The following is a 22,991-nucleotide window of genomic DNA, read 5'->3' as shown; positions in this document are numbered from 1 at the left end:
CAATGCGCCAATATCTCGAATTCATGCGCCATGTGAAAGAGCATGGCGCCATCAAGACCGACCGCACCGGCACCGGCACCCGCTCGGTGTTCGGCTACCAGATGCGCTTCGACCTGCAGGAAGGCTTCCCGCTCCTCACCACCAAGAAGGTGCACCTGAAGTCGATCATCCATGAACTGATCTGGTTCCTGCAGGGCTCGACCAATATCGCCTACCTGAAGGAGAACGGCGTCAGCATCTGGGACGAATGGGCCGACGCAGAAGGCAACCTGGGCCCGATCTATGGCTACCAGTGGCGCAACTGGCCGACCCCGTCGGGCGAACACATCGACCAGATCGCGCAGGTGCTCGACCAGATCCGCACCACGCCCGACTCGCGCCGCATGATCGTCTCGGCCTGGAACGTGGCCGACGTGCCGCAGATGAAGCTGCCGCCCTGCCATGCGCTGTTCCAGTTCTACGTGGCCGACGGCAAGCTGTCCTGCCAGCTGTACCAGCGCAGCGCCGACATCTTCCTGGGCGTGCCCTTCAACATCGCCTCGTACGCGATCCTGACCCACATGATGGCGCAGCAGGCGGGCCTGGAGGTGGGCGACTTCGTCTGGACCGGCGGCGACTGCCACCTGTATTCGAACCACATGGAGCAGGTCGAGCTGCAGCTGTCGCGCGAGACCCGCGCGCTGCCGCGCCTCGAGATCAAGCGCAAGCCGGACTCGCTGTTCGACTACCGCTTCGAGGACTTCGAGATCACGGGTTACGATCCGCATCCCGCGATCAAGGCGCCGGTGGCCGTATGAACAGCGCGCCCCGCCTGACCCTCGTGGTCGCGGTCGACGCCAACAACGGCATCGGCCTGGACAACCAGCTGCCCTGGCACCTGCCCGAAGACCTGGCGCACTTCAAGCGCGTCACCCTGGGCAAGCCCATCATCATGGGCCGCAAGACCTTCGACTCGATCGGCCGCCCGCTGCCCAAGCGCCGCAACATCGTGGTCACCCGCAATGCCGGCTGGTCGCACGAAGGCGTCGACAGCGCGGCCTCGCTGGGCGCCGCCATCGCGTTGCTCGATGGCGAGCCGGCCAGCATCATCGGCGGCGCCCAGGTCTTCATCGAAGCCATGAACGTCGCCGACGCCATGATCGTCACCCACATCGACCACGCCTTCCGCTGCGATGCCTTCTTCCCGCCGATCGACCCGGACGTATGGGTCGAGACCGCGCGCGAAACCCACCGCGCCGAAGAGCAGGGATTCGACTATGCCTTCGTGACCTACGAACGCAGGGCCGCCTGATGAGCGAAACCGCACGCCCACCGGGCTCGCGCGGCGGCGACGGATTCGCCGCCCGCGTCGCGGTACTGATCGCGGTGCTGGCCACGCTCGGCACCCTGTTCGCCTTCCTGGGCACCTCGTCGCACAACGACGCCAGCCTGCACAAGACCCAGGCGGCGATGGAAAGGACCAGCGCCGCCAATGCCTGGAGCCACTACCAGGCCAAGTCGAGCCGTCAGAACCTGGCCGAGCTGGCCGCGACCCTGCCCGGGGTCGACGGCGCGCGCTACCGCGGCGAGGCCGAGCGCTACCGCGAAGAGAAGGACGTCATCCGCAAGGAAGCCGAGCGCTGGGAAGCGGCGTCGAGCGAGTCGAACCGCCGCTCCGAGGAAGCCCTGCACCGCCAGCGCCAGTGGGCCGCGGCCTCGGTGGCCCAGCAGATCGCGATCTCGCTGGCCGCCGTCGCGCTGCTGGCGCGCCGCACCTGGCTGCTCACGCTCACCGGCGCGGTGGCGGCCTTCGGCATCACGCTGGGGCTGTTCGCCTTCGTGCACGGCAGCGTCACCGCGCTGTCGCCGATCCCGCTGGTCGGCGCGCTGGCGGCGGCGCTGCTGACCGAGGGCATCCGGCGCGCGGGCCGAAGAATCGACTAGAGTGCGCCACCCTTCCGGAACAGTGGCTAACCTAGCAAAAAAACTTGCACCGGGACCCGCGTTTTCTGCGAAAATCCGCTTCTCATTTTTCTACGGTGCCGTGCGCGGCGGCCAGCTCCCCCGGAATGACCGGCGGACCTGCCGCTTCCACGGCGCTTCGTTTTGGAGCTGTCCATGAAATTTCGTTTCCCTATCGTCATCATCGATGAGGACTTCCGCTCGGAGAACACCTCCGGTCTTGGCATTCGCGCCCTGGCGGCCGCGATGGAACAGGAAGGCATGGAGGTCGTCGGTGTGACCAGCTATGGCGACCTGTCCCAGTTCGCCCAGCAGCAATCGCGCGCATCGGCCTTCGTCCTGTCGATCGACGACGAGGAATTCGGCGGCGGCTCGCTCGAAGAGACCGATTTCGCGCTGACCGGCCTGCGCGCCTTCGTGAAGGAAATCCGTCACAAGAACGCCAACATCCCGATCTATATCTACGGCGAGACCCGCACCAGCCGCCACATCCCGAACGACATCCTGAAGGAGCTGCACGGCTTCATCCACATGTTCGAGGACACCCCGGAATTCGTGGCGCGCCACATCATCCGCGAGGCCAAGGCCTACCTCGACAGCCTGGCGCCGCCGTTCTTCCGCGCGCTGGTCAACTACGCCTACGACGGCTCCTATTCGTGGCACTGCCCGGGGCACTCGGGCGGCGTGGCTTTCCTGAAGTCGCCGATCGGCCAGATGTTCCACCAGTTCTTCGGCGAGAACATGCTGCGCGCCGACGTCTGCAACGCGGTCGAGGAACTGGGCCAGCTGCTCGATCACACCGGCCCGGTGGCCAAGTCCGAGCGCAACGCCGCGCGCATCTACAGCGCCGACCACTGCTACTTCGTGACCAACGGCACCTCGACCTCGAACAAGATGGTGTGGCACTCGACCGTGGCGCCGGGCGACATCGTCGTCGTGGACCGCAACTGCCACAAGTCGATCCTGCACTCGATCATCATGTGCGGCGCGATCCCCGTGTTCCTGATGCCGACCCGGAATCACCTGGGCATCATCGGCCCGATCCCGCTCGAAGAGTTCACGCCCGAATCGATCGCCCGCAAGATCGAGGCGAATCCGTTCGCGCGCGACGCCGTCAACAAGAAGCCGCGCATCCTCACCATCACCCAGTCGACCTACGACGGCGTGGTGTACAACGTCGAGACCCTGCGCGAAATGCTGGACGGGAAGATCGACACCCTGCACTTCGACGAAGCCTGGCTGCCGCACGCGACCTTCCACGACTTCTACAAGAACATGCACGCGATCGGCCAGGACCGCCCGCGCGCCAAGGAGTCGATGATCTTCTCGACCCAGTCGACGCACAAGCTGCTGGCCGGCCTGTCGCAGGCGTCGCAGGTGCTGGTGCGCGAATCCGAATCGGTCAAGCTCGACCAGGATGCCTTCAACGAGGCCTACCTGATGCACACCTCGACCTCGCCGCAGTACTCGATCATCGCGTCGTGCGACGTCGCCGCGGCCATGATGGAAGCGCCGGGCGGCACCGCCCTGGTCGAGGAATCGATCCTGGAGGCGCTGGACTTCCGCCGCGCGATGAGGAAGGTCGACGAGGACTTCGGCGACGACTGGTGGTTCCAGGTCTGGGGTCCGGATAAGTTCTCGGAAGAAGGCATCGGCACCCAGGACGACTGGATGATCCGCGCCGAAGAGAACTGGCACGGCTTCGGCAAGCTGGCGCCGGGCTTCAATATGCTCGACCCGATCAAGGCCACCATCGTGACCCCGGGCCTGGACCTGTCGGGCCAGTTCGGCGAGACCGGCATCCCGGCCTCGATCGTCACCAAGTACCTGGCCGAGCACGGCGTCATCATCGAGAAGTGCGGCCTGTACTCGTTCTTCATCATGTTCACCATCGGCATCACCAAGGGCCGCTGGAACACGCTGGTGACGGCGCTGCAGCAGTTCAAGGACGACTACGACCGCAACCAGCCGATGTGGCGCGTGATGCCGCAGTTCGCCTCGGCCAACCCACGCTACGAGACCCGCGGCCTGCGCGACCTGTGCAACGAGATCCACACCTTCTACAAGTCGCGCGACGTGGCGCGCCTGACGACCGAGATGTACCTGTCGGACATGGTGCCTGCCATGAAGCCGTCGGACGCCTTCGCCAATATGGCGCACCGCCGAATCGAGCGCGTCGCGATCGACGAGCTGGAAGGCCGCATCACGGCGATCCTCTTGACGCCTTACCCGCCGGGCATTCCGCTCCTGATCCCGGGCGAGCGCTTCAACAAGACCATCGTCGACTACCTGCGCTTCGCGCGCGACTTCAACGAACGCTTCCCGGGCTTCGAGACCGACGTCCACGGCCTGGTCAAGCGCGAAGTCGACGGCAAGCGCGGCTACTTCGTCGATTGCGTGATGCAGGACGCGTAAGCGGGGGCGAACCCTCCGCCCGCCGAGAGAGGCCCGGAGCGATTCCGGGCCTTTTTTTTCGCGTGTCATCGCAGCGCATGAACGCGAGCGACCAGGCGTCCGGCCACGATGCACCCGATCTTCGCTCAGGAGAAGGTGCTGCGCTTCCTGCCGGCGCGCGCGGCGCGCCAGGAAGACTGATGACCGATCAGGTCTTCGGCAGGGTCACGCCGTGCTGGCCCTGGTACTTGCCGCCACGGTCCTTGTACGAGGTCTCGCAGACTTCGTCGCTTTCGAAGAACAGCACCTGGGCGCAGCCTTCGCCTGCGTAGATCTTGGCCGGCAGCGGGGTCGTGTTCGAGAACTCCAGGGTCACGTAGCCTTCCCATTCCGGCTCGAACGGCGTCACGTTGACGATGATGCCGCAGCGCGCATAGGTCGACTTGCCCAGGCAGACGGTCAGCACGTTGCGCGGGATGCGGAAGTATTCGATGGTGCGCGCCAGCGCGAACGAGTTCGGCGGGATGATGCAGACGTCGCTCTTGACGTCGACGAAGGAGTTCGAATCGAAGTTCTTCGGGTCGACGATGGTGCTGTTGATGTTGGTGAACACCTTGAATTCGTCGGCGCAGCGGATGTCGTAGCCGTACGAGGAGGTGCCGAAGGAGATGATGCGGCGGCCGTCCTGCTCCCGGACCTGCTTCGGCTCGAACGGCTCGATCATGCCGGTGCTCTCCGCCATGCGGCGGATCCATTTATCGCTCTTGATAGTCATTATTGGTATTCCAGCAGGAAGAAAATCCCGCGATTTTACGCGAAATGCCGGCGCCGGTGCGGGTCGGCGCGCATGCGCCAGGAATATTTGATTGCCCACCGACGCGATGTTGAATACCATAAGTCAATACACTACATGGAGATTCATATGCTCGTCTCGAAAGTCCCGTTGGTACTGCTCCTGGCCGCCCTCGCCGGATGCGCTTCCCCGCCCGCCACCGAGCAGGCGCCCGCGTCGCCCCCGGCCGCGGCCGCGCAGCAAACCGCCGCCAATGCGCCGCTCGACGAACCGATGACCGGCTCGCGCATCCGCAAGCGCAATGCGGATGGCGGCGACCGCACCGTCAAGACCGTCGGCGCGCAGGACGCGCGCAATGCGCTCGACACCTCCGTCAGGCCGCTCAACAGCAACTGAGATAGCGGCTAAGCCAGCAGCCGCTCGATCATGGCGTGCGCCAGGCGCGCCGTCTCCTGCGGCTTCTCCAGCGGATACAGGTGGCCGCCTTCGATCATCACCAGGTTCTCTCCCACCAGCTTGCGCGTCGAGCCCATGCCGGCCTGGCGCATTTCTTCCGAGCGGGTGCCTGCGATGAAGCCGACCGGCACCGGGAACGGTGCGCGCAGCACCGCATCCATGTGGTGCGGGAGCGTCTGGTAGATGGCCGATTCGACGTCGCGCCGGAAGCGCAGGGTGACGCCGTCCGGGTGCGGCGCCAGGCCGTGTTCCAGGTAGTCGTCCAGTGCGCCCGGGGCCCAGGCCTGGAAGATCGGCTTGGCACTGAAATGCGCATACGCGGCTTCGCGGCTGGGCCACAGCTCGCGGCGCTTGCGGGCGAAACGCGCCGGCGACAGGCGTTCGCCCCAGCCGGCCAGCTTGGCCAGGCGCCAGCCCAGCGCGCGCCAACCCGCCACCACCGGCGAATCGAGCATCACCACGCAGCGCGCCAGGTCCGGGCGGCGCTTGGCCGCCAGCATGCACAGCATGCCGCCCAGTGAATGGCCAACCAGGATCGCCGGCTGGCCATAGCCCTCCAGGTGTTCGACCAGTTCGTCGACCAGCGCGCCCCAGCCGTCGGCGACCGGATGGCGCGGATCGTGGCCGTGCATGTCCAGGGTGCGCACGTCGTAGTGCTCGCGCAGCAGCGCCAGCAAACGGTTGTAGGTGCCGGCCGGGTAGCTGTTGCCATGGGCGAAATGAAGCAGGGGTCTGGACATGGGGCGCGATCGAATGCAGGAGCGCCCCATTGTAATGTCCAGCGCCGCCGGGCGCTCCGCCTTTAGAAGGAAACGCCTACTACCAGCTCGGCGGTATAGCCCTGGACCGCATTGCCTGTTACGCTCGCCATCTGCAGCGCCGTGCCGTCGCTGAAGACGTTGTCCGTCGCGTAGCTGATGCGGGCCAGGTTGCGCACGCTGCTGGCGTAGCCGCTGCTGGCGTAGGCATCAATGAGCGTCGCCTGCGGGAAGGCGAACTGCGAGGTCTTGATCCGGTTGGCCGCGCTGTTGGCCTTGGCCAGGCTTGGATAGACCTCGAAGTGCACGTGCGGCATGCGGCCGTCATAGCAGCCCGGGAAGATGGTCGTGAACGTGACCCAGCCTTCGCTGTCGGCTTCCTGCACGCCGCGCAGGTAGTTCTCGTCCACGATGCCGCTCGAGTACATCGAGTAGCCGCCTTCGCGCGTGCAATGCCACAGATAGACGGCCGCGCCGCCGGCCGCGGCGCAGCCCTGGGTCACGTTCTCGATCTTCAGCCGGATCACCAGCGGCACGCCCTGGGCCACGCCGCTGGCGCCACCCACGCTGGCGCGAATATCGCTGCGCACGATGCCGGACAGGATCAGGGCATTGGCCACGCCGTTGGCGTTGCGGTTGGTGCCGTCGCCCGGATAGGGGCCGCCGGTCTCCTCGGGAATGACGGAACAGGCTGCATTGCCTCCCCCCGTGCCGCCGCTCGTGCCGCTGCCGGTCGTGGTGGTCGAGGTCGAGATGCCGTAGCCATCGTCGACGCTGCCGCCGCCGCAGCCGGCCAGCGGCATGGCCGCCGTGCTCACGCCGAACCCCAGCCAGCGCAGCGACTGGCGGCGCGTGGCCGGCCGCGCCAGCAGGCGCGCCAGGTCGGCGCCGAGTCCGAGATGGTGATCGTCGTGCTGGTCGTGATGCTGGTCCGACCCAAGGATGGTGGCCGGGACGCTCATTTGGCGGCCTCGCGCTGCTTGGCGCGCGCGCCCTTCGTGTCGGCCCTGCCCTTTCCGCCTTCGCCGCGCGGCCGGTCGAGCCGTGCGCGCTGCTCGGGCGTGAGCACCGCCTTGATCTGGGCGTCGGTCCGCAAACGCAGCAATTCCTGGTCGGCGATCGCCTGGCCCAGGGCCTGGGCGCTGGCGGAGGCGCGCGCCTCGTCGAGTTGGGGCGCACGCGCCAGTTCGCCCAGCGCCTGGCCGGCCTTGCGCTCGGCCTTCTCCAGCTCGCGCCGCTTTGGCGCCTGCGCGTGCAGGATGGCGAACACGCGATCCTGCTGCGCCTCGCTCAGGTCGAGACCGCGCAGGAAGGGCGGACCGGCGTGCGGGCCTGGTCCGAATGGCGGGAACGGACCCGCTGGGTCGAATGGGCCGTCGGCGCGGCCGTCCGCTTGCACGACGCCCGGGCCGGCGTCGTGGTCTTCAGCGGGCGGCATCGCTTGCGCCAGGACGGCGGGGGCGGCCAGCAGGCAGGTGGAAAGCAGCGCGGCGGCGCGCAGCGTGGTCAATCTGGTGTGCAGGGTCATCACGGATCCTCCGGTGTCTTGGAGCAGCCATTGTGTGGCGGGCAAGTGTAAAACGCGCCTAAGAGAGGTAAATCCGGGTAAAGCCGCGTCCTGCGGAAAAGACCGCGGCGCGCGACTGCGCTATCCTGTCGCCATGAACCATGTATTGCTTATCGACGACGACGTCGAACTCGTCGGCATGTTCGCCGAATACCTCGAACAGGAAGGTTTCAGGGTCACCTGCGTCCACAACGGCGACGATGGCGCGCGCGAAGCGCTCAGCGGCCGCCACGCCATCGCCATCCTCGACGTCATGATGCCCGGCGCCAGCGGCATCGACGCCCTGCGCCAGATCCGCGCCGCCAGCCGCATCCCGGTCTTGATGCTGACCGCGCGCGGCGACGACGCCGACCGCATCCTCGGCCTCGAACTCGGCGCCGACGATTACGTGGCCAAGCCCTGCACGCCGCGCGAACTGACGGCGCGGGTGCGCGCCATCCTGCGCCGCACCCACGCGCAGCCCGAGAGCAGCCCGGGCGCGACGCTCACGGTCGGCAAGCTGACCATGCATCCCGAGGGGCGGCGCGCCACCTGGGATGGCCAGCCGCTGGACCTGACCAGCACCGAATTCAACCTGCTGGAAGTGCTGGCGAGGAATGCCGGAAAGCCGGTGAGCAAGAACGAGCTGTCCGAGCAGGGCCTGGGGCGGCCGCTGGCGCGCTTCGACCGCAATATCGACGTCCACCTGAGCAGCCTGCGCCACAAGCTGGGACCGCTGGCCGACGGCCGCTCCTGCCTGCAGACCATCTACCGCCAGGGCTACCAATTGATCAAGGAGTAGCATGGGGCGGCTGTTCTGGAAGTTCTTCCTTTGTATTCTGCTGGCGCAGCTGACCGCCACGATCGCCATCGGCGGCGCCTTCTGGCTGCGCGACCAGGCGCGCCAGAAGGCCAGCTCGAGCCTCGATTCCGGCCCGCCGGCCGCAGTCGCCCTCGACGCGGCGTCCGCCACCCTGCGCCACGGCGGCGAAGCCGCGCTGCGCGGCCTGCTGGCCGACCTGCGGCGCCCGCAGCTGTATGTGCTCGATGCGGCGCGCCGCGACCTGCTCGGGCGCGCGGTGCCGGCCGAGCTGCTGAAGGAAGCCGAGCGCCAGCTCGGCAACGGTGAACAGCGCGGCGCCTGGCGCGGCGCGCGGCATCTGGTCGGGCCCGGCGGCGAGCAGTACCTCGCCTTCGTCCCGCGCCAGCCGGGACGGCCGGACGGAGCGCGCGGCGGCCCGCCAGACCCGCTGACGCCGGCGCTCGACCCCGGCGCGCGCCGGCGCCTCGGCCAGACCGTCGTGATCGGGGCGGCGGTCGTGGCGAGCCTGCTGTTCGCGGCCCTGCTGGCCTGGTATTTTTCGCGTCCGATCCGCGCCCTGCGCAGCGCCTTCGAGGCCGCCGCCGCCGGCGACCTGGCGCCGCGCTTCGGCCCCGCCACCAAGGGCGGCGACGAACTCTCCGACCTGGGACGCGACTTCGACCGCATGAGCGGACGCCTGCGCGCCCTGATGGATGGCCAGCGCCGCCTGCTGCACGACGTCTCGCACGAGCTGCGCTCGCCGCTGGCGCGCATGCAGGCCGCGGTCGGGCTGGCGCACCAGCAGCCGGACAAGTTCGCGACCACGCTCGAACGCATCGAGCGCGAAAGCAACCGCATGGACAAGCTGGTCGGCGAGCTGTTGACGCTGTCGCGCCTGGAAGCCCTTCCCGACGCGCTGCGGCGCGAGCCGGTCGACCTGACCGAACTGGCTGACGGCATCGTGGCCGACGCCCGTTTCGAGGCCGCGCAGCACGAGGGGCGCGAGGGCCAGTCCAGCGCCACCCGCATCCTGATCGAGGCCGAGGGCAGCGTCGGCGTGACCGGCGACCCGGACCTGCTGTGGAGCGCCCTGGAGAACGTGGTGCGCAACGCCGCCAAGCACGGCGCCGACGGCGGCATCGTGACCGTCGCGCTGAGCGCCGGCGACGGCCTGGCGCGCATCGACGTGCTCGATCGGGGACCGGGCATCCCGCCGGCGGACCTGGCGGCGGTGTTCCAGCCCTTCTTCCGCGCCGGCGCCTCGCGCACCGGCGTCGACGGCCACGGCCTGGGCCTGGCGATCGCCCAGCGCGTGGTGCAGGCCCATGGCGGGGAGATCGTGGCGCGCAACCGCGAGAATGGCGGGCTGCGGGTGACGATCACGCTGCCGCAGGCCTGAAGCGGGAGAGACATCACCGCCCGTGCCAATAGCGCGCGTGCGTCTCGCGATGGGTCTCGACCTGCAGTTCGGGACCGAAGCGCAGCGTGACGGCGCCGCGCTCGTCGGTGCGCAGGCGCCGTATCCCGTGCTCGGCGTAGCGCTCGTAGACCGCTTTTTTGGGATGCCTGTAGCGATTGCGATGGCCAACCTGGAAGATGCCCAGCGACGGCGCCACCGCCTGCAGGAAGGCGGCGGTCGACGAGGTGCCGCTGCCGTGGTGCGGCGCCAGCAGCACGTCGGCCCGCAAGCGCTGCGCGCCCATGCGCAGCAGCGCCGCCTCTTGCGCCGCCTCGATGTCGCCGGCCAGCAGGATCGCCTTGCCATCGGCGCTCACCCGCAGCACGCAGCTGCGCGCGTTGGCTTTCAGGCGCGGATTGGCGTAGCTGGCGGCGTCGGGCGCAAGCATCTCGAAGCGCACGCCGTCCCACTCCCAGCCCTGGCCGGCCAGGCAGCGCTGCCGGCGCGCCGCCATGCGCAGCAAAGGGTGCGCCGGCGGCAGCGACGATCTAACCTCCCCTACTTCCAGCGTTTCCAGCACGGCGTCGGCGCCGCCGACGTGATCGAGGTCGCTGTGCGACACCACCAGGGTGTCCAGACGCCCGATGCCGCGTCCGCGCAGGTAGGGCAGGATGACGCGGGTGGCGCCGCTGGCGCCGCTGGCGCCGGGCGCGTACTGCGGGCCGGTGTCGTACAGCAGGCGGTGGCGCCGGGTTTCGACCAGCAGCGCCATGCCCTGGCCGACGTCGAAGGCGGTGACGCTGAACGCGCCGGGTGGCGGCGCCGTCGGCAGCTGCGTCAACAGCGGGGTCCAGGCCGCGAAACCGGCCCAGCGCTGCGGCCAGCCGCGCGGCGCCAGCATCCATGCGGTGCCGATGAGCGCCAGCGCGAGGATCCAGGGCGGCGGCGCCGGCGCGTTCCATACCGCCAGCTCAGGCGCCGCCAGCCGCTGCAGGGGCCAGGCCAGCCATTCGATCGCCAGGTGGGCCATGCCCAGGACCAGGCTGGCCAGCGGCGACGGCAGGATGCTGCCGACCAGCGCCAGCGGCGTCACGAACAGGCTGATGACGGGGATCGCCACCGCGTTCGCCACTGGACTGACCAGCGAAATCTGGCCGAACAGCAGCAGCGTGAGCGGCGCCAGGCCGATGGTCACGGCCCATTGGGTGCGCGCGGCCACCAGCAACCCCGCGCGCCAGCCACGCGTGCGTTCGCCTAGCCGCCCGCTGCAGGCGTACAGGATGGCGGCGACGGCGCCAAAGGACAGCCAGAAACCGGGCCACAGCATGGCCCAAGGGTCGAGCAGCACCACGATGCCGAGCGCCAGGCACAGGACGTGGGAACTGGATGCGATGCGTCCGCACCAGAGCGCGGCGGCCACCACGGCCAGCATGTAGAAGGTGCGCTGGGCCGGCACGCCGAAGCCGGCCAGCAGCACGTAGATCAGCGCCACCGCCGCTCCCGCCAAGGCGGCGGCCTTCTGGGCCGGAAGGCGCAGCGGCAGCTGGGCGTCGGTCCAGAACGAGCGGCGCCACAGGCTGGCGACGATCCAGGCCGCGAGGCCCGCCACCATCGTGATGTGCAGGCCGGAAATCGACACCAGATGGCTGATGCCGGTGCGGTTGAAGACGTCCCAGTCGTCCTGGTCGATGCCGCGCTGGTCGCCGATGACCAGGGCCACGATGACGCCCGCGTAAGGCTCGCCGTCGAGGATCGCCAGGATGCGCGTGCGCAGGTAACCGCGCGCGCGTTCGATCGCGTAGCCGGCGCCAGGTGTCCAGTCGTCCAGACGTTCGTTCCGGCTGCCTGCGGGACGGACGTAGCCGGTGGCGCGCACGCCCTGCTCCAGCAGCCAGGCTTCGTAGTCGAAGCCGTGGGGGTTGGCGTTGCCGTGGGGGCGCTGCAGGCGCACCACCAGGCGCCAGCGTTCCCCGGGGTGGATGAGGGCGGGATCGGCGGCGGCGGCGCCGTACCAGGACAGCACGATCCTGGGCGGGACGGTGGCGCCGCGCGTCTCGGTGTGGGCGACGTCGAAATGGAAGCGCACGCCGCCGTCGAAGCGGTGCGGGAGGCTGGCGATGGCGCCGATGACGGTGATGTCGCGGCCTTCGTCCCTATGTGGCAAGGCATTGTGCAGGGCCAGGTGGGCGGTCAAACCTGCCCAGGCAAACCCAAGAAGTGCGCCCGCGCAGATGACCGTCGGCGCGCGGTCTCGCCATCGGCACGCCAGCACCGCGGCAAGTGCGCACACGAGCAGGTTCGGCGCCGAGGGCAGCGCCGCCTGCAGCTGCATCCAGGCGGCGCCGGCTGCAAACGCGAGGATGGCCAAGCGCATGGCTGAGTGTCTCGATCCTCGTCGCTGTCGACAGGACGGGAAAACCTGGTGGCCGCAACGATCTAGCTGGCCGAGGCAGAATCCGCCGCGCGTACGAGTTGCCAGGCGCTGCGTCGACGGATCAACTCGGTGTGGGCGACGCCATTCCGGCGCGGCAGCGCCTGGAATGTCGCAGCTGGCAGCAGGGCGCCAGCCGCGAACCAGCGGGTGCCGTCCAGCGCCTGGCTGTCTTCACAGCGCCACCAGCCGCTCGCCGGGCACTGCCATCCAGTCTTCGCCACACTCCCGATTGCCATGTCGACATGATTGAAAGGCGCCGCCCCTGCGGGCATATTGCCACGCTCGGAAACGCCCAGTGCCTGCTCCAGCCCGGGCAGCTGCGTCTTGCGCTCGCTGTTGCGCTTGTCCACCAGTGCCCATAAAGTCGCGTTCGCACTCTCGTAGCTGGGCTGCACGCCCCGCAAGCGCTGCCACATGGTTTGCTCAGGGAGCAACAGGGCCTGCGGCATGGTCTGGCCCTGCTTCAGGAACTGACGCTGCCCGCCCAGAACGGAAATGCCATTCCCTCCGTCGCCACAGTGCCACCATCCGGTCTGGGGGCAGGTCTCCCCTGCCAGGGCGCTCGTTCCCAGCGCTACCGCGGGACGGTCAGGCTTTGTATTGGCCGCCGGGGCAGCCGGTCTGGGCCGGATACTGGTGACGATGCTTTCCCATAATTCGAACATGGCCTCTTCGGTCAGCGTCGACTGTACCGGCTTGCCGCCAGAAACCGGGTTGACGCCCGACTCCAGTTCGAGCTTCAGGCGCGGCGCGTGGACATCGTCCTGGTTGCCGGCCATCTCCCATTGAAATGAATAGCCGGTCGTGAAATTCGGCTCGCGCGCGCGCAACACCAACTCTTCGCCCAGCAGTCCATTGATCGTGCGCTCGTGCTCACGTAGATGCGAAAACGCGAGCCGCATGAACATCGGGAAACGGGATACCGCTCTTTCGTGGCGTGCCAGCAGGCCAGGCGCCGGGCTGGTTCCCGACATCGACGACAGGGCGATGTTGACGTCCGGATGACCAGGGATTCCGGCGAACATCACGACAGTCTCGACATTGTCGTGTTCGTAGGGGTCCTGGAGAATGACATGTCCAAGGCAAAAGCCGCTCTCGCTCGGTATTTCCTCGTCAGCAAGTGGCCGGATACGGCTGAGTATCCTGGTCAAGCGATCGATATACCGGGGTGCGACCCACTCGATCTCGCCGGTGACGCTCACCCCGGGAAATCGGAGCATGCTGAGAAATTGGACATTCTCGCTGAAAAAAAAACCTTCGTCTCCCAGTATTTTCGTGCGTTCCCGGTTATACACGAAGGTTTTTCCACGCCCCGCGCCAACCGTGATCTCCTTGCTCGCCTCCAGGCTGGGTTGACCGTCCTCGTTGACGGCGCCCGCTATCTCGTGTTCTTCCTTGCGCAAGCGCTCGGCAAACTCCTCCTCGGATTCGGCGTTGGAAGTGGAGATATCAAAACCCCCTAATGCGCCGTACCGCATGGTGACCTGTGCATCTGCCGGCAAATCGATCAGGAAACGGCCCACGCAGCGTGTCTTCATTTTCTCGGTCATTTTCGCCACCTTCTGCTTGTCGTAGTCCGCCTGTACCGAACTGGCGATGAGCGACGTGAGCGCCAGCACGAACGCTGTCAGCCCACACACCCATCGCACTCGTCTGCCGCCGAGCCGCTTCATTTGATTTCCTGAACGATCTTGACGATAAGATGGCGTACCAGGAGGCGCATCGCCTCGGGCTCGAGGCTTTGCTGATGCCGGAATCCGGCCGGCGCGAACGTCTGCCGTACATGCGGAGAAGATCCAGCGCCGGATTGGACCGGCACGGTCTCGTCGCCATGGGCGTCTTCCGGCCAGACGAAGAAGCGCAGTTGTAGATCCCGCCCCACACGTACCTCGCGGTCGCCGTTGCGCGTCGCCGACACAAGTGTCGCGGCGCGAATCAGCGACGGGGATAACGCGGTAGGATTGATCGACGGTTCGCGGGCCACCCATCGGATTTGTCCAAAGGCTTTCAGTTCCTTGTCCGCACCGTAGAATACATAGGTATGCGGATGGTAGTAAGGTTTCGAAGACGAACTGCCTGCGCCCCCAGTCATCAGCAATGTCGTATGTAATCGCTCGGCGGCACCAATTGCCTTGCTAATGCGATCGACAACCGATTCGTCCATGTTGTCATGGCGCTTGGCTGGATCGGCAAGTGTCGGATCGATCATGCGATACCAGGATTTCATATCACGATAGAAATCGTAAGGATTACCATCCGGTAGCGATAGCAGATCGCGCACCTCATCACGGCGATTTACCGACCGCATCGACTTGATGACAATCCAGGGCCGGGGATACAGATGGTTCGGCAACAGTTGCAGGGCGCCGGGGGAAACGGCCATGACCGGCGTCGTTTCGGCACTGCTTTCGCCGATGATGTCAGCGATGGCGGACGCCTTGCGATTATCGCCAAAGCCGTTCGCGAAACGCCCGCCTTCGGTGCCGCATGCAATGCGCCGGTAGGCGACTGGCGCGCCCAGTGCCGGCATCGTCGCGTGGATGATCCCGGCAATATCCGGCGCGCTCCCATCCCCGGGGGGGCTCAGCCGCGCGCAGGCACGCGCGACCAGGCCTCCCATCGAATGGGTTATCAGGATCACTTTTTCGCACTGGTGCTTGCGTTCGGCCCAGAATGCCTTGATCGCGTCGATGCGAGTGCGCAGCCGGCGCGCCGAGTCTTCACATGAATTGAGCCAGTTGTAGCCGAACGCGTACACCGGGTATTGGTAGGCGGCAAATTTCTCGAGCTCAGCTTCTGTCACTTTCTCAATATGGCGTACACCCCACGACGACGCCTCGGTCTGCATGACCCTGCGCCAGAAGTGACGTATCTCGCGCGTACCACGAGGCGATACCTGGAAGGTCTTGTCCAGATGGCGCTGCAGATCGATGAGGAGCGCACCATAGGATCCGGCGTGCACTTCGCCCCAGCCACGCTCACGCAAAACCCCTGGATCGAACACATTCGGTGCGAATGCCAACTCGCCGCCTGGGTCTACTTCGAGAGTGCTTGCGTCCAGGATCCGCTGCCGTTCGGAAGGACTGCGCACAGACCATTTCAACGATTCGAGATAGCCGTCGATATTGCCGCTTGGCGGGCGCCAGGCCGATTCACCCGGCCTCAGGATGTCATCCGCCCTGGGTTTCATGTCGGCCCTGGCCCGCAGATTGGACCCCATGATTCCAGGCACGAGAATCACCGGAATCACCTTGCGCGACCCAATAGTGACCCGGGCCCTCACCTTGAAGGCCGTCGGCGTCGCGACCGTATGCGCTACCAGGCTTCCATCGCGATCGATAGTTGGCTGGGGAATTGGACGGGTCGGCTCCTTCATGCCCGGCCCGCACCGGGATCGTCTGGTTCGTCGTCGGGCAACACGCGGATTTCGATGTCGCCCATCGCGTAGCTGCTCAGGATGCTGGTGCGTCCCTCGTCGTCAGTGACGCCCTGGATGCGCGTGCCGTCTTCGTGGCGCGCGACGTAGCGCTTGCCGCGGGCCGGCAGATTGGTCTGGCGGTCGATCACGACCACCCGCTCGTCCGTCTCCAGTTCGGTCGCCGGCAGGCGCAAGCCGGCGGGCGTACCTCCGCCCGGTGACAGGTGCTCTACCGAGGCCGCCCTGACCACATGCTTGCCGCTGCTCTGGTGCGTGATGGTGCCGCCGTCCCAGTCGGTCTGGGTGCCCTGCGATACCACTTTCACCGACGGCGCTTCGAGCTCGATGCCGGTGGCGGCGATCAGGCGGATACGGTTAGAGGACTTGATCTCGATGTCGCCGCGGTGGGTCTCCACCACGATGTCGCCACGGGCGGCGATCAGCTTCATGCCCAGCTCATAGGCGAACATGCTGAGCGCGCGCGAGGCGCGCAAGAAGAGGCTGCGGCCGGTCGCCATTTCGGCGTCGCCGGTCGAGACGATGTCGACCTTGGTCTGGGCGCCGAGAGCGATGCTGTCGTCGCTGGCCAGCACCACGCCGGCCGGGGCATGCACAGCCACCAGCGGCTCGCCCCCCGTTCCCGAACCCGGCGCGACATTCGAGCCGTCATGCCAATGGCGCAACCGTTCGGCCAGCGCATCCAGGCGCGGCTTGGCTTCTTCACTCTCGCCATGGTCGCCCGCCAGCCGCCCGAGCGTGTCCAGCACGCCGTGCATCGCCTCCGCGATCCCGACCAGGCTGGCGCGCTCCAGCTGGGCGCCGGCATCAGTCTGCTTGCCGCCCGCGCTGAGCAGGATGCCTTCGCCGCCGCGCAGCGCGACCGCCTTGTCGCTGCGCAGTTCCGCGCCTTCGCCGCGCGCGCCGGCCTGGCCGTTCGCGCGCGGCTCGGACAGCCAGCCGAGATTGAGCTCGGAAGCCGCATGTTCGCTGGCCAGCTGCACCGCGATCTGGCCCGGCGTGTCGTCGAACAGCAGCTGGCCGCCGCGCGCACCACCGATCTCGCGGCTGCGCATCCCCGACAGATACCGGTTGCCCGGCAACTCCCCTGCCCTGCTGAGCGCCGGCGGCTGCGCACGCTGGTTGTACAGCTGCGACAGGATCACCGGCCGATCCGGGTCACCGCCCATGAAGGCCACCAGCACCTCGGTGCCCACGCGCGGCAGGCCGAGCGTGCCGGCCTGCTGCTGGCTGCCCGGCCCGGCGCCGGCCCAGTTGGAAGCCACCCGCACCCAGGCCGAATCGGCAGGCGTGTCGGACGCGCCGGCGCCGTGCGCATGGCGATGGTCGCTGGTGCGCATGCCGGGAAAGCGGATCTTGACCCGGCCCAGCGCATCGCAATGGACCTCTTCGCCGGGCGGGCCGGTGACGATCGCGCTTTGCAGCTGCGGATGCGGCAGGTCGACCCGCGGGTCGAAGCTGGGCACCAGCGGGATGCCGCGCCGGACCGCGTCGAAGCTGACCCGCACCCGCACCGCATCGAGCGATGGCGGCGTGTCTGGAAAGGCGGCGTCGTCCATCCAGGCGCCCATCAGGCGCCGCACGCGCGCCGCGACGTCGGCCGGCAGGTTGTTCTCGGCCTCGACGTGCAGCGCGGTGATGGTGAAGTCGCGCTCGGCCGCCGGGTGGGTGTCGATCTCGGGATGGCCGCTCAGGGTGAACCATTCGCCGGCGCGCAGGTCGCGCACGCTGCCCTCGCCGTGGAAGCACTTGGTCTCGAATTCGTGCCGGTTCATGCGCACCTGGCCGAGGCGCCAGTGGTCTTCGACGTCGTTGCCGGCATGCGGCATCTCGACCTGGTAGTCGTCGAGGCTGGCGGCAAGCTGGTTGCCGCTGCGGCCCTGGTCGGCCATGCTGCGCGCGGTGGCGGTCATGAACTGGGTGCCGAGCGGGTTGCGGTAGTCCCAGCTGTGGCGCGTGGTGCTGCCCGCCTGCAGGCGGCGCGCGGCGCTCCAGGAGACGATGGTGTCGCGTTCTTCGCTGGCGCCGCCGCGGTGGTAGCGCACGGTGCCGGCGCCGTTGCGCGGCAGCGAGTTGGAGTCGGCGAACAGCACCAGCGTGTGCACCGGCGACGTGTCGCGCTCGACCTCGAGGTTCCGGGTGCGCGCATGGCCGGGGCGGAAGGTCCAGGCCACGCCGCGCCGGCGCAGCAGGCGGCGCACGAAGGCGGCGTCGGACTCGTTGTATTGCATCGTCTGTTCGCGCGGCGGAAACTGACGCATGTCGAACAGCGGATCGAGTTCGTATTCGAAGGCGCTGGCCAGCACGCCGTTCGATTGACGCCATTCGTCGAACAGCACCTGCACGATCTCGAGTTCGTTCTGGTAGCGGAACACGCGACTGTTGACGCGCTTTTCCATGATCGCCAGCGCGTCGCGGATCACCAGCTGGTAAACGCCCAGGCCGCCGTCGTAGTCGCCGGCGCGGGCTTCGGCCACGATGCCGCAGGCACCGCGCAACTGGCCGCGGTCGGTGACGAACTGGATTTCGGCCGGCAGCGCGATCAGTTCCTTGAGCGGCAGGCGCGGGGTCGAGGCGACGCAGGTGACGACGTATTCGAGGCTGCCGCACACCGATTCGCTGCCGCTCACCCGCTGCGGCAGCAGGACTTCATCGGCGAGGTGGTCGGCGTGGCCCAGGCGCAGGCGGATCGGCCGGTGCGCCGTCGTCAGCGATTTCTCGTGCTGCAGCATGCGCAGGAATTCGCTCGCGCTGTCCAAATCTGTCTCCTGTCCGGTGATCGCTGAAGTCAGCGTAACTCGTCGAAACAGAATCTTGGCACGGCGGTATCAATTACGGTTTGCTCGCGCTCACAATTGACGAGTGAACTACGTCGAAAACCGATACTCGTGGCTTTCGTGTCAAGGACACAGCGCGGCTAGGCGGGGAATGGCCGCCAGCGAGGCGCGGTAGGCGGCTTCGCGCACCTCGTCCACCCCGATCCCGCGCAATTCGGCCAGGGTGGCGCCGATGCCCGGGAGTTGATCGGGACTGTTGCGTCCCGGATGAATCCAGCTCGGCGCGATGTCGGGCGAGTCGGTCTCCAGCACGATCGATTCCAGGGGCAGCTCGGCCGCCAGGCGCCGGATCTGCAGCGCGCGCGTGAAGGTCATGTTGCCGCCGAATCCCAGGTGAAATCCCAGCTCAATGAAATTCTGCGCCTGCTGGAAACTGCCGTTGAATGCATGGGCGATCCCCCCTGGCGGGCGAATCTGGCGCAGGTGCTTGAGCACCTGGTCTTGCGAGCGCCGCACATGGGTCAGGACCGGCAGGCCGAAGTCGCGCGCGATGCGCAACTGTTCGCGGAAGAACCGCTCCTGCTTGTCGCGCATGGCGGGTTCCTTCAGTTCGGGAATGAAGAAATCCAGCCCGATCTCGCCGATGCCCACGAAGCGCGGGTCGCTCATCGCCTGCTCGACCCGCGTGCGCATATAGGCCAGGTCGTCATCCTGCGCCTGCGGCACGCAGATCGGGTGTATCCCGAGCGCATAGCAGGCGTTCGGGTTGCCGTGCGCCAGGCTGGCCACGGCGTCGAAATTACCCCGCTCGACCGCCACGATCACGATCATCGACACACCCGCCTCGCGCGCCTTCAGTGCGACGCCAAGCCCATCGCCGCCATACTCCCGGGCATCCAGGTGGACGTGGGTATCGATCCACATGGTTCAGCCTTGCGCCGGCTGCAGGCCGTGTTCCGTCATGCGCAGCACGCGGTCGCAGCGGCGCGCCAGTTCCATGTCGTGGGTGACGATCACGAAGGCGGTGCCGAGGGTGCGCGACAGTTCGAGCATCAGGTCGAAAATGATCTGCGCCGTGGTGTGATCGAGGTTGCCGGTCGGTTCGTCGGCCAGCACGCATGCCGGCTGGGTCACCAGCGCGCGCGCCAGCGCCACCCGCTGGCGCTCGCCGCCCGACAGTTCGCCCGGACGGTGCACGACGCGCTTGCCCAGGCCCACGCGTTCCAGGATCGCCTGCGCACGCTCCATCGCGACCGGGCGCGGCTCGCGCCGGATCAGGAGCGGCATCATGACGTTGTCGAGCGCCGTAAACTCCGGCAGCAGGTGATGGAACTGGTAGACGAAGCCCAGCGCCGTGTTGCGCAGCTCGCCGCGGCGCGCCTCGGACAGGTTGGCGAAATCCTCGCCGTGCAGGGTCACCGAGCCGCTGCTCGGCGTATCCAGGCCGCCCAGCAGGTGCAGCAGGGTCGATTTACCGGAACCGGAGGCGCCGACGATGGCGACCCGCTCGCCGCGGTGGACGGCGAAATCGATGCCGTCGATTACGCGCACATTGGCGTCGCCCTGCTTGAAGGTTTTACCGAGGCCGCGGCAGGCCAGCACCGGGGCGCCGTTGAATGCATCACTCATAACGCAGCGCCTCCGCCGGTTTCACGCGCGATGCGGCCCAGCTCGGATACACGGTGGCGGCAAACGCCAGCAGCACCGAGATGACGCCGATGACGGCGACGTCCGGTCCATGCAGGTCGGACGGCACGGTACTGATCAAATATATATCTTTGGACAAGAACTCCACTCCCAGCAAACGTTCGATGAACGGAACGATGACATCGATGTTCAGGCTCACCGCCACCCCCATGCCGACGCCGGCCAGCGTCCCCAGCACGCCGATCACCCCGCCCTGCACCATGAAGATCTTCATGATCGATTGCGGCGACGACCCCAGCGTGCGCAGGATCGCGATATCGGCCTGCTTCTCGGTCACCGTCATCACCAGGCTCGAGACCAGGTTGAAGGCGGCCACCGCGATGATCAGGGTGAGGATAATGAACATCATCTTTTTTTCGGTCTGTACGGCAGCGTACCAGTTGGCGTTGAGCTTGGGCCAGTCGCGCACCGTGAGGTTACCCTCCTTCGCGCCGCTCATCTGGCCCTTCAGCTGCTCGGCCACTTCGGGCGCCTCGCGCATGTTCGCGATGCGCAGGCGCAGGCCGGACGGCGCCGGCAAGCGCTCCAGGCGCTGGGCATCTTCCACGTGGATGAAGGACAGCGCCGCATCGAAATCGAAGTGGCCGGCCTCGAAGATGCCGGCGACGGTGAAGCTGCGGGTGCGCGGCACCATGCCGGCCGGCGTCACCTGGCCCTGGGCCAGCACCATCGTGACCTTGTCGCCCAGGCCGACGCCGAGCGCGCGCGCCAGCGCGTAGCCCAGCACGATGTTGAAACTGCCGGGCTTCAGGGCGTCAAAGCTGCCGGCGCGCACCTGGCGCGCCACGGTCGAGACATTATCTTCTTCGCCCGGCAGCACGCCGCGCACGATCGACGGACGCATCACGCCGTCGCGCACCAGGAGGCCCTGGGTCTCGACGAATGGCGCCGCGCCCAGCACGTTTGGATTGCGCAGCGCCTCCTGCGCGGACGCGCGCCAGTCGGGCAGACTGCCGGAAGCGTCGAATACCTCGATATGGGCCAGCACCGACAGCATGCGGTCGGTGACCTGTTTCTGAAAGCCGTTCATCACCGACAGCACGATGATCAGGGCCGCGACGCCGAGGGCGATGCCGGCCACCGAGATCAGTGAAATGAAGGAGATGAAGCTGCTGCGCCCGCTGCGCTTGCCGGCCCGCGTGTAGCGCAGGCCGACCTGCCACTCATACGGCAGTTTGTGGATGATGCTCATGTGTTCCCATGATCGGATTGGTGATGACTGCTACGGTGTTATTCATACCTGAGCGCCTCGGCCGGCTTGACGCGCGACGCCGCCCAGCTCGGGTAGATCGTGGCCAGGAAGGACAGCAGCACGGCCACGCCGCCGATCCAGCCGACGTCGCGCCACAGCAGCTCGGACGGCATCTCGCTGATCAGGTAGACCTCTTGCGACAGGAAGTGCACGCCGAGCACGCGCTCGATGGCCGGCACGATGACATCGACGTTCAGCGCCACCAGCACACCCAGGCCGACGCCGAGCAGGCCGCCCAGCATGCCCACCAGCGTGCCCTGCACGACGAAGATCTTCATGATGCCGCGCGGCGAGGCGCCCAGGGTGCGCAGGATGGCGATGTCGGCCTGCTTGTCCTTGACCGTCATGACCAGGGTCGAGACCAGGTTGAAGGCGGCCACCGCCACGATCATGGTCAGGATAATGAACATCATGTTCTTCTGCGACTGCACGGCGGCGAACCAGACAGTGTTCACCTTGGTCCAGTCGCGCATGATCAGGTCGCCCCCCATCGACTGCTGCAGCTCGTAGGCCACGCGCGGCGCCTGCTGCAGGTCGGCCAGGCGCAGGCGCAGGCCGAGCGGCGCCGTGGCCCCGGTCGCGGCCTCGGCGTCGACAATGTTCACCAGCGCCAGCGTGGAATCGAATTCGAAGTGGCCGGCCTCGAAAATGCCCGACACCGTCAGCGCCCGCGAGCGCGGCAAGGGATTTTCGCCGGGCGAAGCGGCGCCACCCAGGATGCCGCTGCTGGCCACCAGCAGCGACACGCGGTCGCCCACGCCGACCCCGAGCGACTTGGCCAGCGCGCGGCCCAGCACGACGTTATAGGCACCGGGACGCAGCGAATCGAAGCTGCCTTCCTTCATCTGTCTGGCGACGTCGGATACCCTGGCTTCTTCGCTCGGCTCGACCCCGCGCAGCAGGGCCGGCTTCATGACGCCATCGACCAGCAGCATCGATTGCGCATCGAGGAAAGGCGCGGCGGCGCGTACCTCGGGATGACGCAGCGCATCAGCGCTTGTCGCGCGCCAGTCCGGCAGCGCGCCGCGCGCATCGAAGATCTCGACGTGCGCCAGCATCGACAGCATGCGGTTGGTGACTTCCTTCTGGAAGCCGTTCATCACCGACAGCACCACGATCAGGGCGGCCACGCCGAGGGCGATGCCGGCCACCGACGCCATCGAGATGAACGAAATAAAACTGTTGCGGCCGCTGCGCTTGCCGGCGCGGGTATAGCGCAGGCCGATCTGCCATTCATACGGAAGTTTATGGGTGATGCTCATACAATCCTGTCGGTTCTTGTTCTTTTGGCTGCGC

Annotated in this window: 19 protein-coding genes; 7 read left to right on the top strand and 12 right to left on the bottom strand. The window is 67.2% G+C overall.

The genetic code is table 11. From position 1 onward, the window contains the following. The first annotated feature begins 2 nt into the window (after window positions 1–2). The 4 genes from HMPREF9710_RS22685 (at window position 3) to HMPREF9710_RS22670 (ending at window position 4,356) form a co-directional block, all read left to right on the top strand. On the top strand, window positions 3–797 hold the full coding sequence (locus tag HMPREF9710_RS22685; protein ID WP_005670294.1) for a thymidylate synthase: 795 nt from the start codon (window positions 3–5) through the stop codon (window positions 795–797). Further along, entirely contained in the window at window positions 794–1,291 is a 498-nt protein-coding gene (locus HMPREF9710_RS22680; RefSeq protein ID WP_005670292.1) for a dihydrofolate reductase, read from the top strand. The genes HMPREF9710_RS22685 and HMPREF9710_RS22680 overlap by 4 nt, the downstream gene beginning before the upstream one ends. After that, entirely contained in the window at window positions 1,291–1,923 is a 633-nt protein-coding gene (locus HMPREF9710_RS22675; protein ID WP_005670290.1) for a DUF4337 domain-containing protein, read from the top strand. Before HMPREF9710_RS22680 ends, HMPREF9710_RS22675 begins: the two co-directional genes overlap by 1 nt. 174 nt (window positions 1,924–2,097) lie before the next feature. Beyond that, on the top strand, window positions 2,098–4,356 hold the full coding sequence (locus HMPREF9710_RS22670) for an arginine/lysine/ornithine decarboxylase (protein WP_005670289.1): 2,259 nt from the start codon (window positions 2,098–2,100) through the stop codon (window positions 4,354–4,356). A 187-nt stretch (window positions 4,357–4,543) separates the two neighbouring features. Here the strand turns inward: HMPREF9710_RS22670 and dcd are convergent, their stop codons facing one another. Continuing rightward, window positions 4,544–5,110: a dCTP deaminase gene (dcd, locus tag HMPREF9710_RS22665; protein ID WP_005670287.1), complete on the bottom strand. Its 567-nt coding sequence runs from the start codon at window positions 5,108–5,110 to the stop codon at window positions 4,544–4,546. A gap of 147 nt (window positions 5,111–5,257) precedes the next feature. Between dcd and HMPREF9710_RS22660 the strand changes: the two genes are divergently transcribed. Then, a complete protein-coding gene (locus tag HMPREF9710_RS22660; RefSeq protein WP_005670285.1) occupies window positions 5,258–5,524 on the top strand; it encodes a hypothetical protein in 267 nt (88 codons plus the stop codon). An 8-nt stretch (window positions 5,525–5,532) separates the two neighbouring features. Here HMPREF9710_RS22660 and HMPREF9710_RS22655 read toward each other — a convergent pair whose 3' ends face one another. From HMPREF9710_RS22655 to HMPREF9710_RS22645, 3 genes are all read right to left on the bottom strand, one after another. Further along, window positions 5,533–6,324 carry an alpha/beta fold hydrolase gene (locus tag HMPREF9710_RS22655; RefSeq protein WP_005670283.1) on the bottom strand — a complete coding sequence of 264 codons (792 nt, stop codon included), beginning with the start codon at window positions 6,322–6,324 and terminating at the stop codon, window positions 5,533–5,535. Between the two features lie 62 nt (window positions 6,325–6,386). Next, a complete protein-coding gene (locus HMPREF9710_RS22650; RefSeq protein ID WP_005670282.1) occupies window positions 6,387–7,304 on the bottom strand; it encodes a peptidase associated/transthyretin-like domain-containing protein in 918 nt (305 codons plus the stop codon). Further along, entirely contained in the window at window positions 7,301–7,870 is a 570-nt protein-coding gene (locus HMPREF9710_RS22645; protein WP_005670280.1) for a Spy/CpxP family protein refolding chaperone, read from the bottom strand. Before HMPREF9710_RS22645 ends, HMPREF9710_RS22650 begins: the two co-directional genes overlap by 4 nt. A gap of 133 nt (window positions 7,871–8,003) precedes the next feature. On the opposite strand from HMPREF9710_RS22645, the gene HMPREF9710_RS22640 reads away from it, so the two are divergent. Continuing rightward, window positions 8,004–8,690 (top strand): response regulator transcription factor, encoded by a 687-nt coding sequence (locus HMPREF9710_RS22640; protein WP_005670278.1) that lies wholly within the window; start codon window positions 8,004–8,006, stop codon window positions 8,688–8,690. Window position 8,691: 1 nt separating this feature from the next. Next, on the top strand, window positions 8,692–10,089 hold the full coding sequence (locus HMPREF9710_RS22635; protein WP_005670275.1) for a sensor histidine kinase: 1,398 nt from the start codon (window positions 8,692–8,694) through the stop codon (window positions 10,087–10,089). A 13-nt stretch (window positions 10,090–10,102) separates the two neighbouring features. On the opposite strand, the gene HMPREF9710_RS22630 is transcribed toward HMPREF9710_RS22635, so the two are convergent. From HMPREF9710_RS22630 to HMPREF9710_RS22595, 8 genes are all read right to left on the bottom strand, one after another. Next, window positions 10,103–12,463: a DNA internalization-related competence protein ComEC/Rec2 gene (locus HMPREF9710_RS22630; protein WP_005670273.1), complete on the bottom strand. Its 2,361-nt coding sequence runs from the start codon at window positions 12,461–12,463 to the stop codon at window positions 10,103–10,105. A gap of 62 nt (window positions 12,464–12,525) precedes the next feature. Then, complete coding sequence (locus HMPREF9710_RS22625; protein WP_005670272.1) at window positions 12,526–14,196, bottom strand: T6SS immunity protein Tli4 family protein; 1,671 nt, start codon at window positions 14,194–14,196, stop codon at window positions 12,526–12,528. Then, a complete protein-coding gene (locus tag HMPREF9710_RS22620; RefSeq protein ID WP_005670271.1) occupies window positions 14,193–15,899 on the bottom strand; it encodes an esterase/lipase family protein in 1,707 nt (568 codons plus the stop codon). The genes HMPREF9710_RS22625 and HMPREF9710_RS22620 overlap by 4 nt, the downstream gene beginning before the upstream one ends. Then, window positions 15,896–18,718 carry a type VI secretion system Vgr family protein gene (locus HMPREF9710_RS22615; RefSeq protein ID WP_005670269.1) on the bottom strand — a complete coding sequence of 941 codons (2,823 nt, stop codon included), beginning with the start codon at window positions 18,716–18,718 and terminating at the stop codon, window positions 15,896–15,898. Before HMPREF9710_RS22615 ends, HMPREF9710_RS22620 begins: the two co-directional genes overlap by 4 nt. A gap of 141 nt (window positions 18,719–18,859) precedes the next feature. After that, the gene (locus HMPREF9710_RS22610; RefSeq protein WP_005670267.1) at window positions 18,860–19,660 is read right to left on the bottom strand and encodes a TatD family hydrolase; all 801 of its coding nucleotides are present in this window, start codon (window positions 19,658–19,660) and stop codon (window positions 18,860–18,862) included. 3 nt (window positions 19,661–19,663) lie between these two features. Beyond that, on the bottom strand, window positions 19,664–20,365 hold the full coding sequence (gene lolD / locus HMPREF9710_RS22605; RefSeq protein ID WP_005670265.1) for a lipoprotein-releasing ABC transporter ATP-binding protein LolD: 702 nt from the start codon (window positions 20,363–20,365) through the stop codon (window positions 19,664–19,666). Next, on the bottom strand, window positions 20,358–21,635 hold the full coding sequence (locus HMPREF9710_RS22600; RefSeq protein WP_005670263.1) for a lipoprotein-releasing ABC transporter permease subunit: 1,278 nt from the start codon (window positions 21,633–21,635) through the stop codon (window positions 20,358–20,360). The genes lolD and HMPREF9710_RS22600 overlap by 8 nt, the downstream gene beginning before the upstream one ends. Window positions 21,636–21,673: 38 nt before the next feature. After that, complete coding sequence (locus HMPREF9710_RS22595; RefSeq protein WP_005670261.1) at window positions 21,674–22,957, bottom strand: lipoprotein-releasing ABC transporter permease subunit; 1,284 nt, start codon at window positions 22,955–22,957, stop codon at window positions 21,674–21,676. Window positions 22,958–22,991: the final 34 nt, after the last annotated feature.

The sequence above is a fragment of the Massilia timonae CCUG 45783 genome (assembly GCF_000315425.1).
Lineage (GTDB): Bacteria > Pseudomonadota > Gammaproteobacteria > Burkholderiales > Burkholderiaceae_D > Telluria > Telluria timonae.
Note: the sequence above shows the minus strand (reverse complement) of the source record. Positions and strands in the feature narration are given on the sequence as shown.

Bases quoted from the DNA above. Each gene is read 5' to 3' on its own strand.
- HMPREF9710_RS22670 (WP_005670289.1), top strand. From the start codon at position 2,098: ATGAAATTTCGTTTCCCTATCGTCATCATCGATGAGGACTTCCGCTCG.
- HMPREF9710_RS22640 (WP_005670278.1), top strand. From the start codon at position 8,004: ATGAACCATGTATTGCTTATCGACGACGACGTCGAACTCGTCGGCATG.
- HMPREF9710_RS22645 (WP_005670280.1), bottom strand. From the start codon at position 7,870: ATGACCCTGCACACCAGATTGACCACGCTGCGCGCCGCCGCGCTGCTT.
- HMPREF9710_RS22600 (WP_005670263.1), bottom strand. From the start codon at position 21,635: ATGAGCATCATCCACAAACTGCCGTATGAGTGGCAGGTCGGCCTGCGC.
- HMPREF9710_RS22620 (WP_005670271.1), bottom strand. From the start codon at position 15,899: ATGAAGGAGCCGACCCGTCCAATTCCCCAGCCAACTATCGATCGCGAT.
- HMPREF9710_RS22595 (WP_005670261.1), bottom strand. From the start codon at position 22,957: ATGAGCATCACCCATAAACTTCCGTATGAATGGCAGATCGGCCTGCGC.
- HMPREF9710_RS22635 (WP_005670275.1), top strand. From the start codon at position 8,692: ATGGGGCGGCTGTTCTGGAAGTTCTTCCTTTGTATTCTGCTGGCGCAG.
- dcd (WP_005670287.1), bottom strand. From the start codon at position 5,110: ATGACTATCAAGAGCGATAAATGGATCCGCCGCATGGCGGAGAGCACC.
- HMPREF9710_RS22630 (WP_005670273.1), bottom strand. From the start codon at position 12,463: ATGCGCTTGGCCATCCTCGCGTTTGCAGCCGGCGCCGCCTGGATGCAG.
- lolD (WP_005670265.1), bottom strand. From the start codon at position 20,365: ATGAGTGATGCATTCAACGGCGCCCCGGTGCTGGCCTGCCGCGGCCTC.
- HMPREF9710_RS22660 (WP_005670285.1), top strand. From the start codon at position 5,258: ATGCTCGTCTCGAAAGTCCCGTTGGTACTGCTCCTGGCCGCCCTCGCC.
- HMPREF9710_RS22680 (WP_005670292.1), top strand. From the start codon at position 794: ATGAACAGCGCGCCCCGCCTGACCCTCGTGGTCGCGGTCGACGCCAAC.
- HMPREF9710_RS22650 (WP_005670282.1), bottom strand. From the start codon at position 7,304: ATGAGCGTCCCGGCCACCATCCTTGGGTCGGACCAGCATCACGACCAG.
- HMPREF9710_RS22685 (WP_005670294.1), top strand. From the start codon at position 3: ATGCGCCAATATCTCGAATTCATGCGCCATGTGAAAGAGCATGGCGCC.
- HMPREF9710_RS22610 (WP_005670267.1), bottom strand. From the start codon at position 19,660: ATGTGGATCGATACCCACGTCCACCTGGATGCCCGGGAGTATGGCGGC.
- HMPREF9710_RS22625 (WP_005670272.1), bottom strand. From the start codon at position 14,196: ATGAAGCGGCTCGGCGGCAGACGAGTGCGATGGGTGTGTGGGCTGACA.
- HMPREF9710_RS22655 (WP_005670283.1), bottom strand. From the start codon at position 6,324: ATGTCCAGACCCCTGCTTCATTTCGCCCATGGCAACAGCTACCCGGCC.
- HMPREF9710_RS22675 (WP_005670290.1), top strand. From the start codon at position 1,291: ATGAGCGAAACCGCACGCCCACCGGGCTCGCGCGGCGGCGACGGATTC.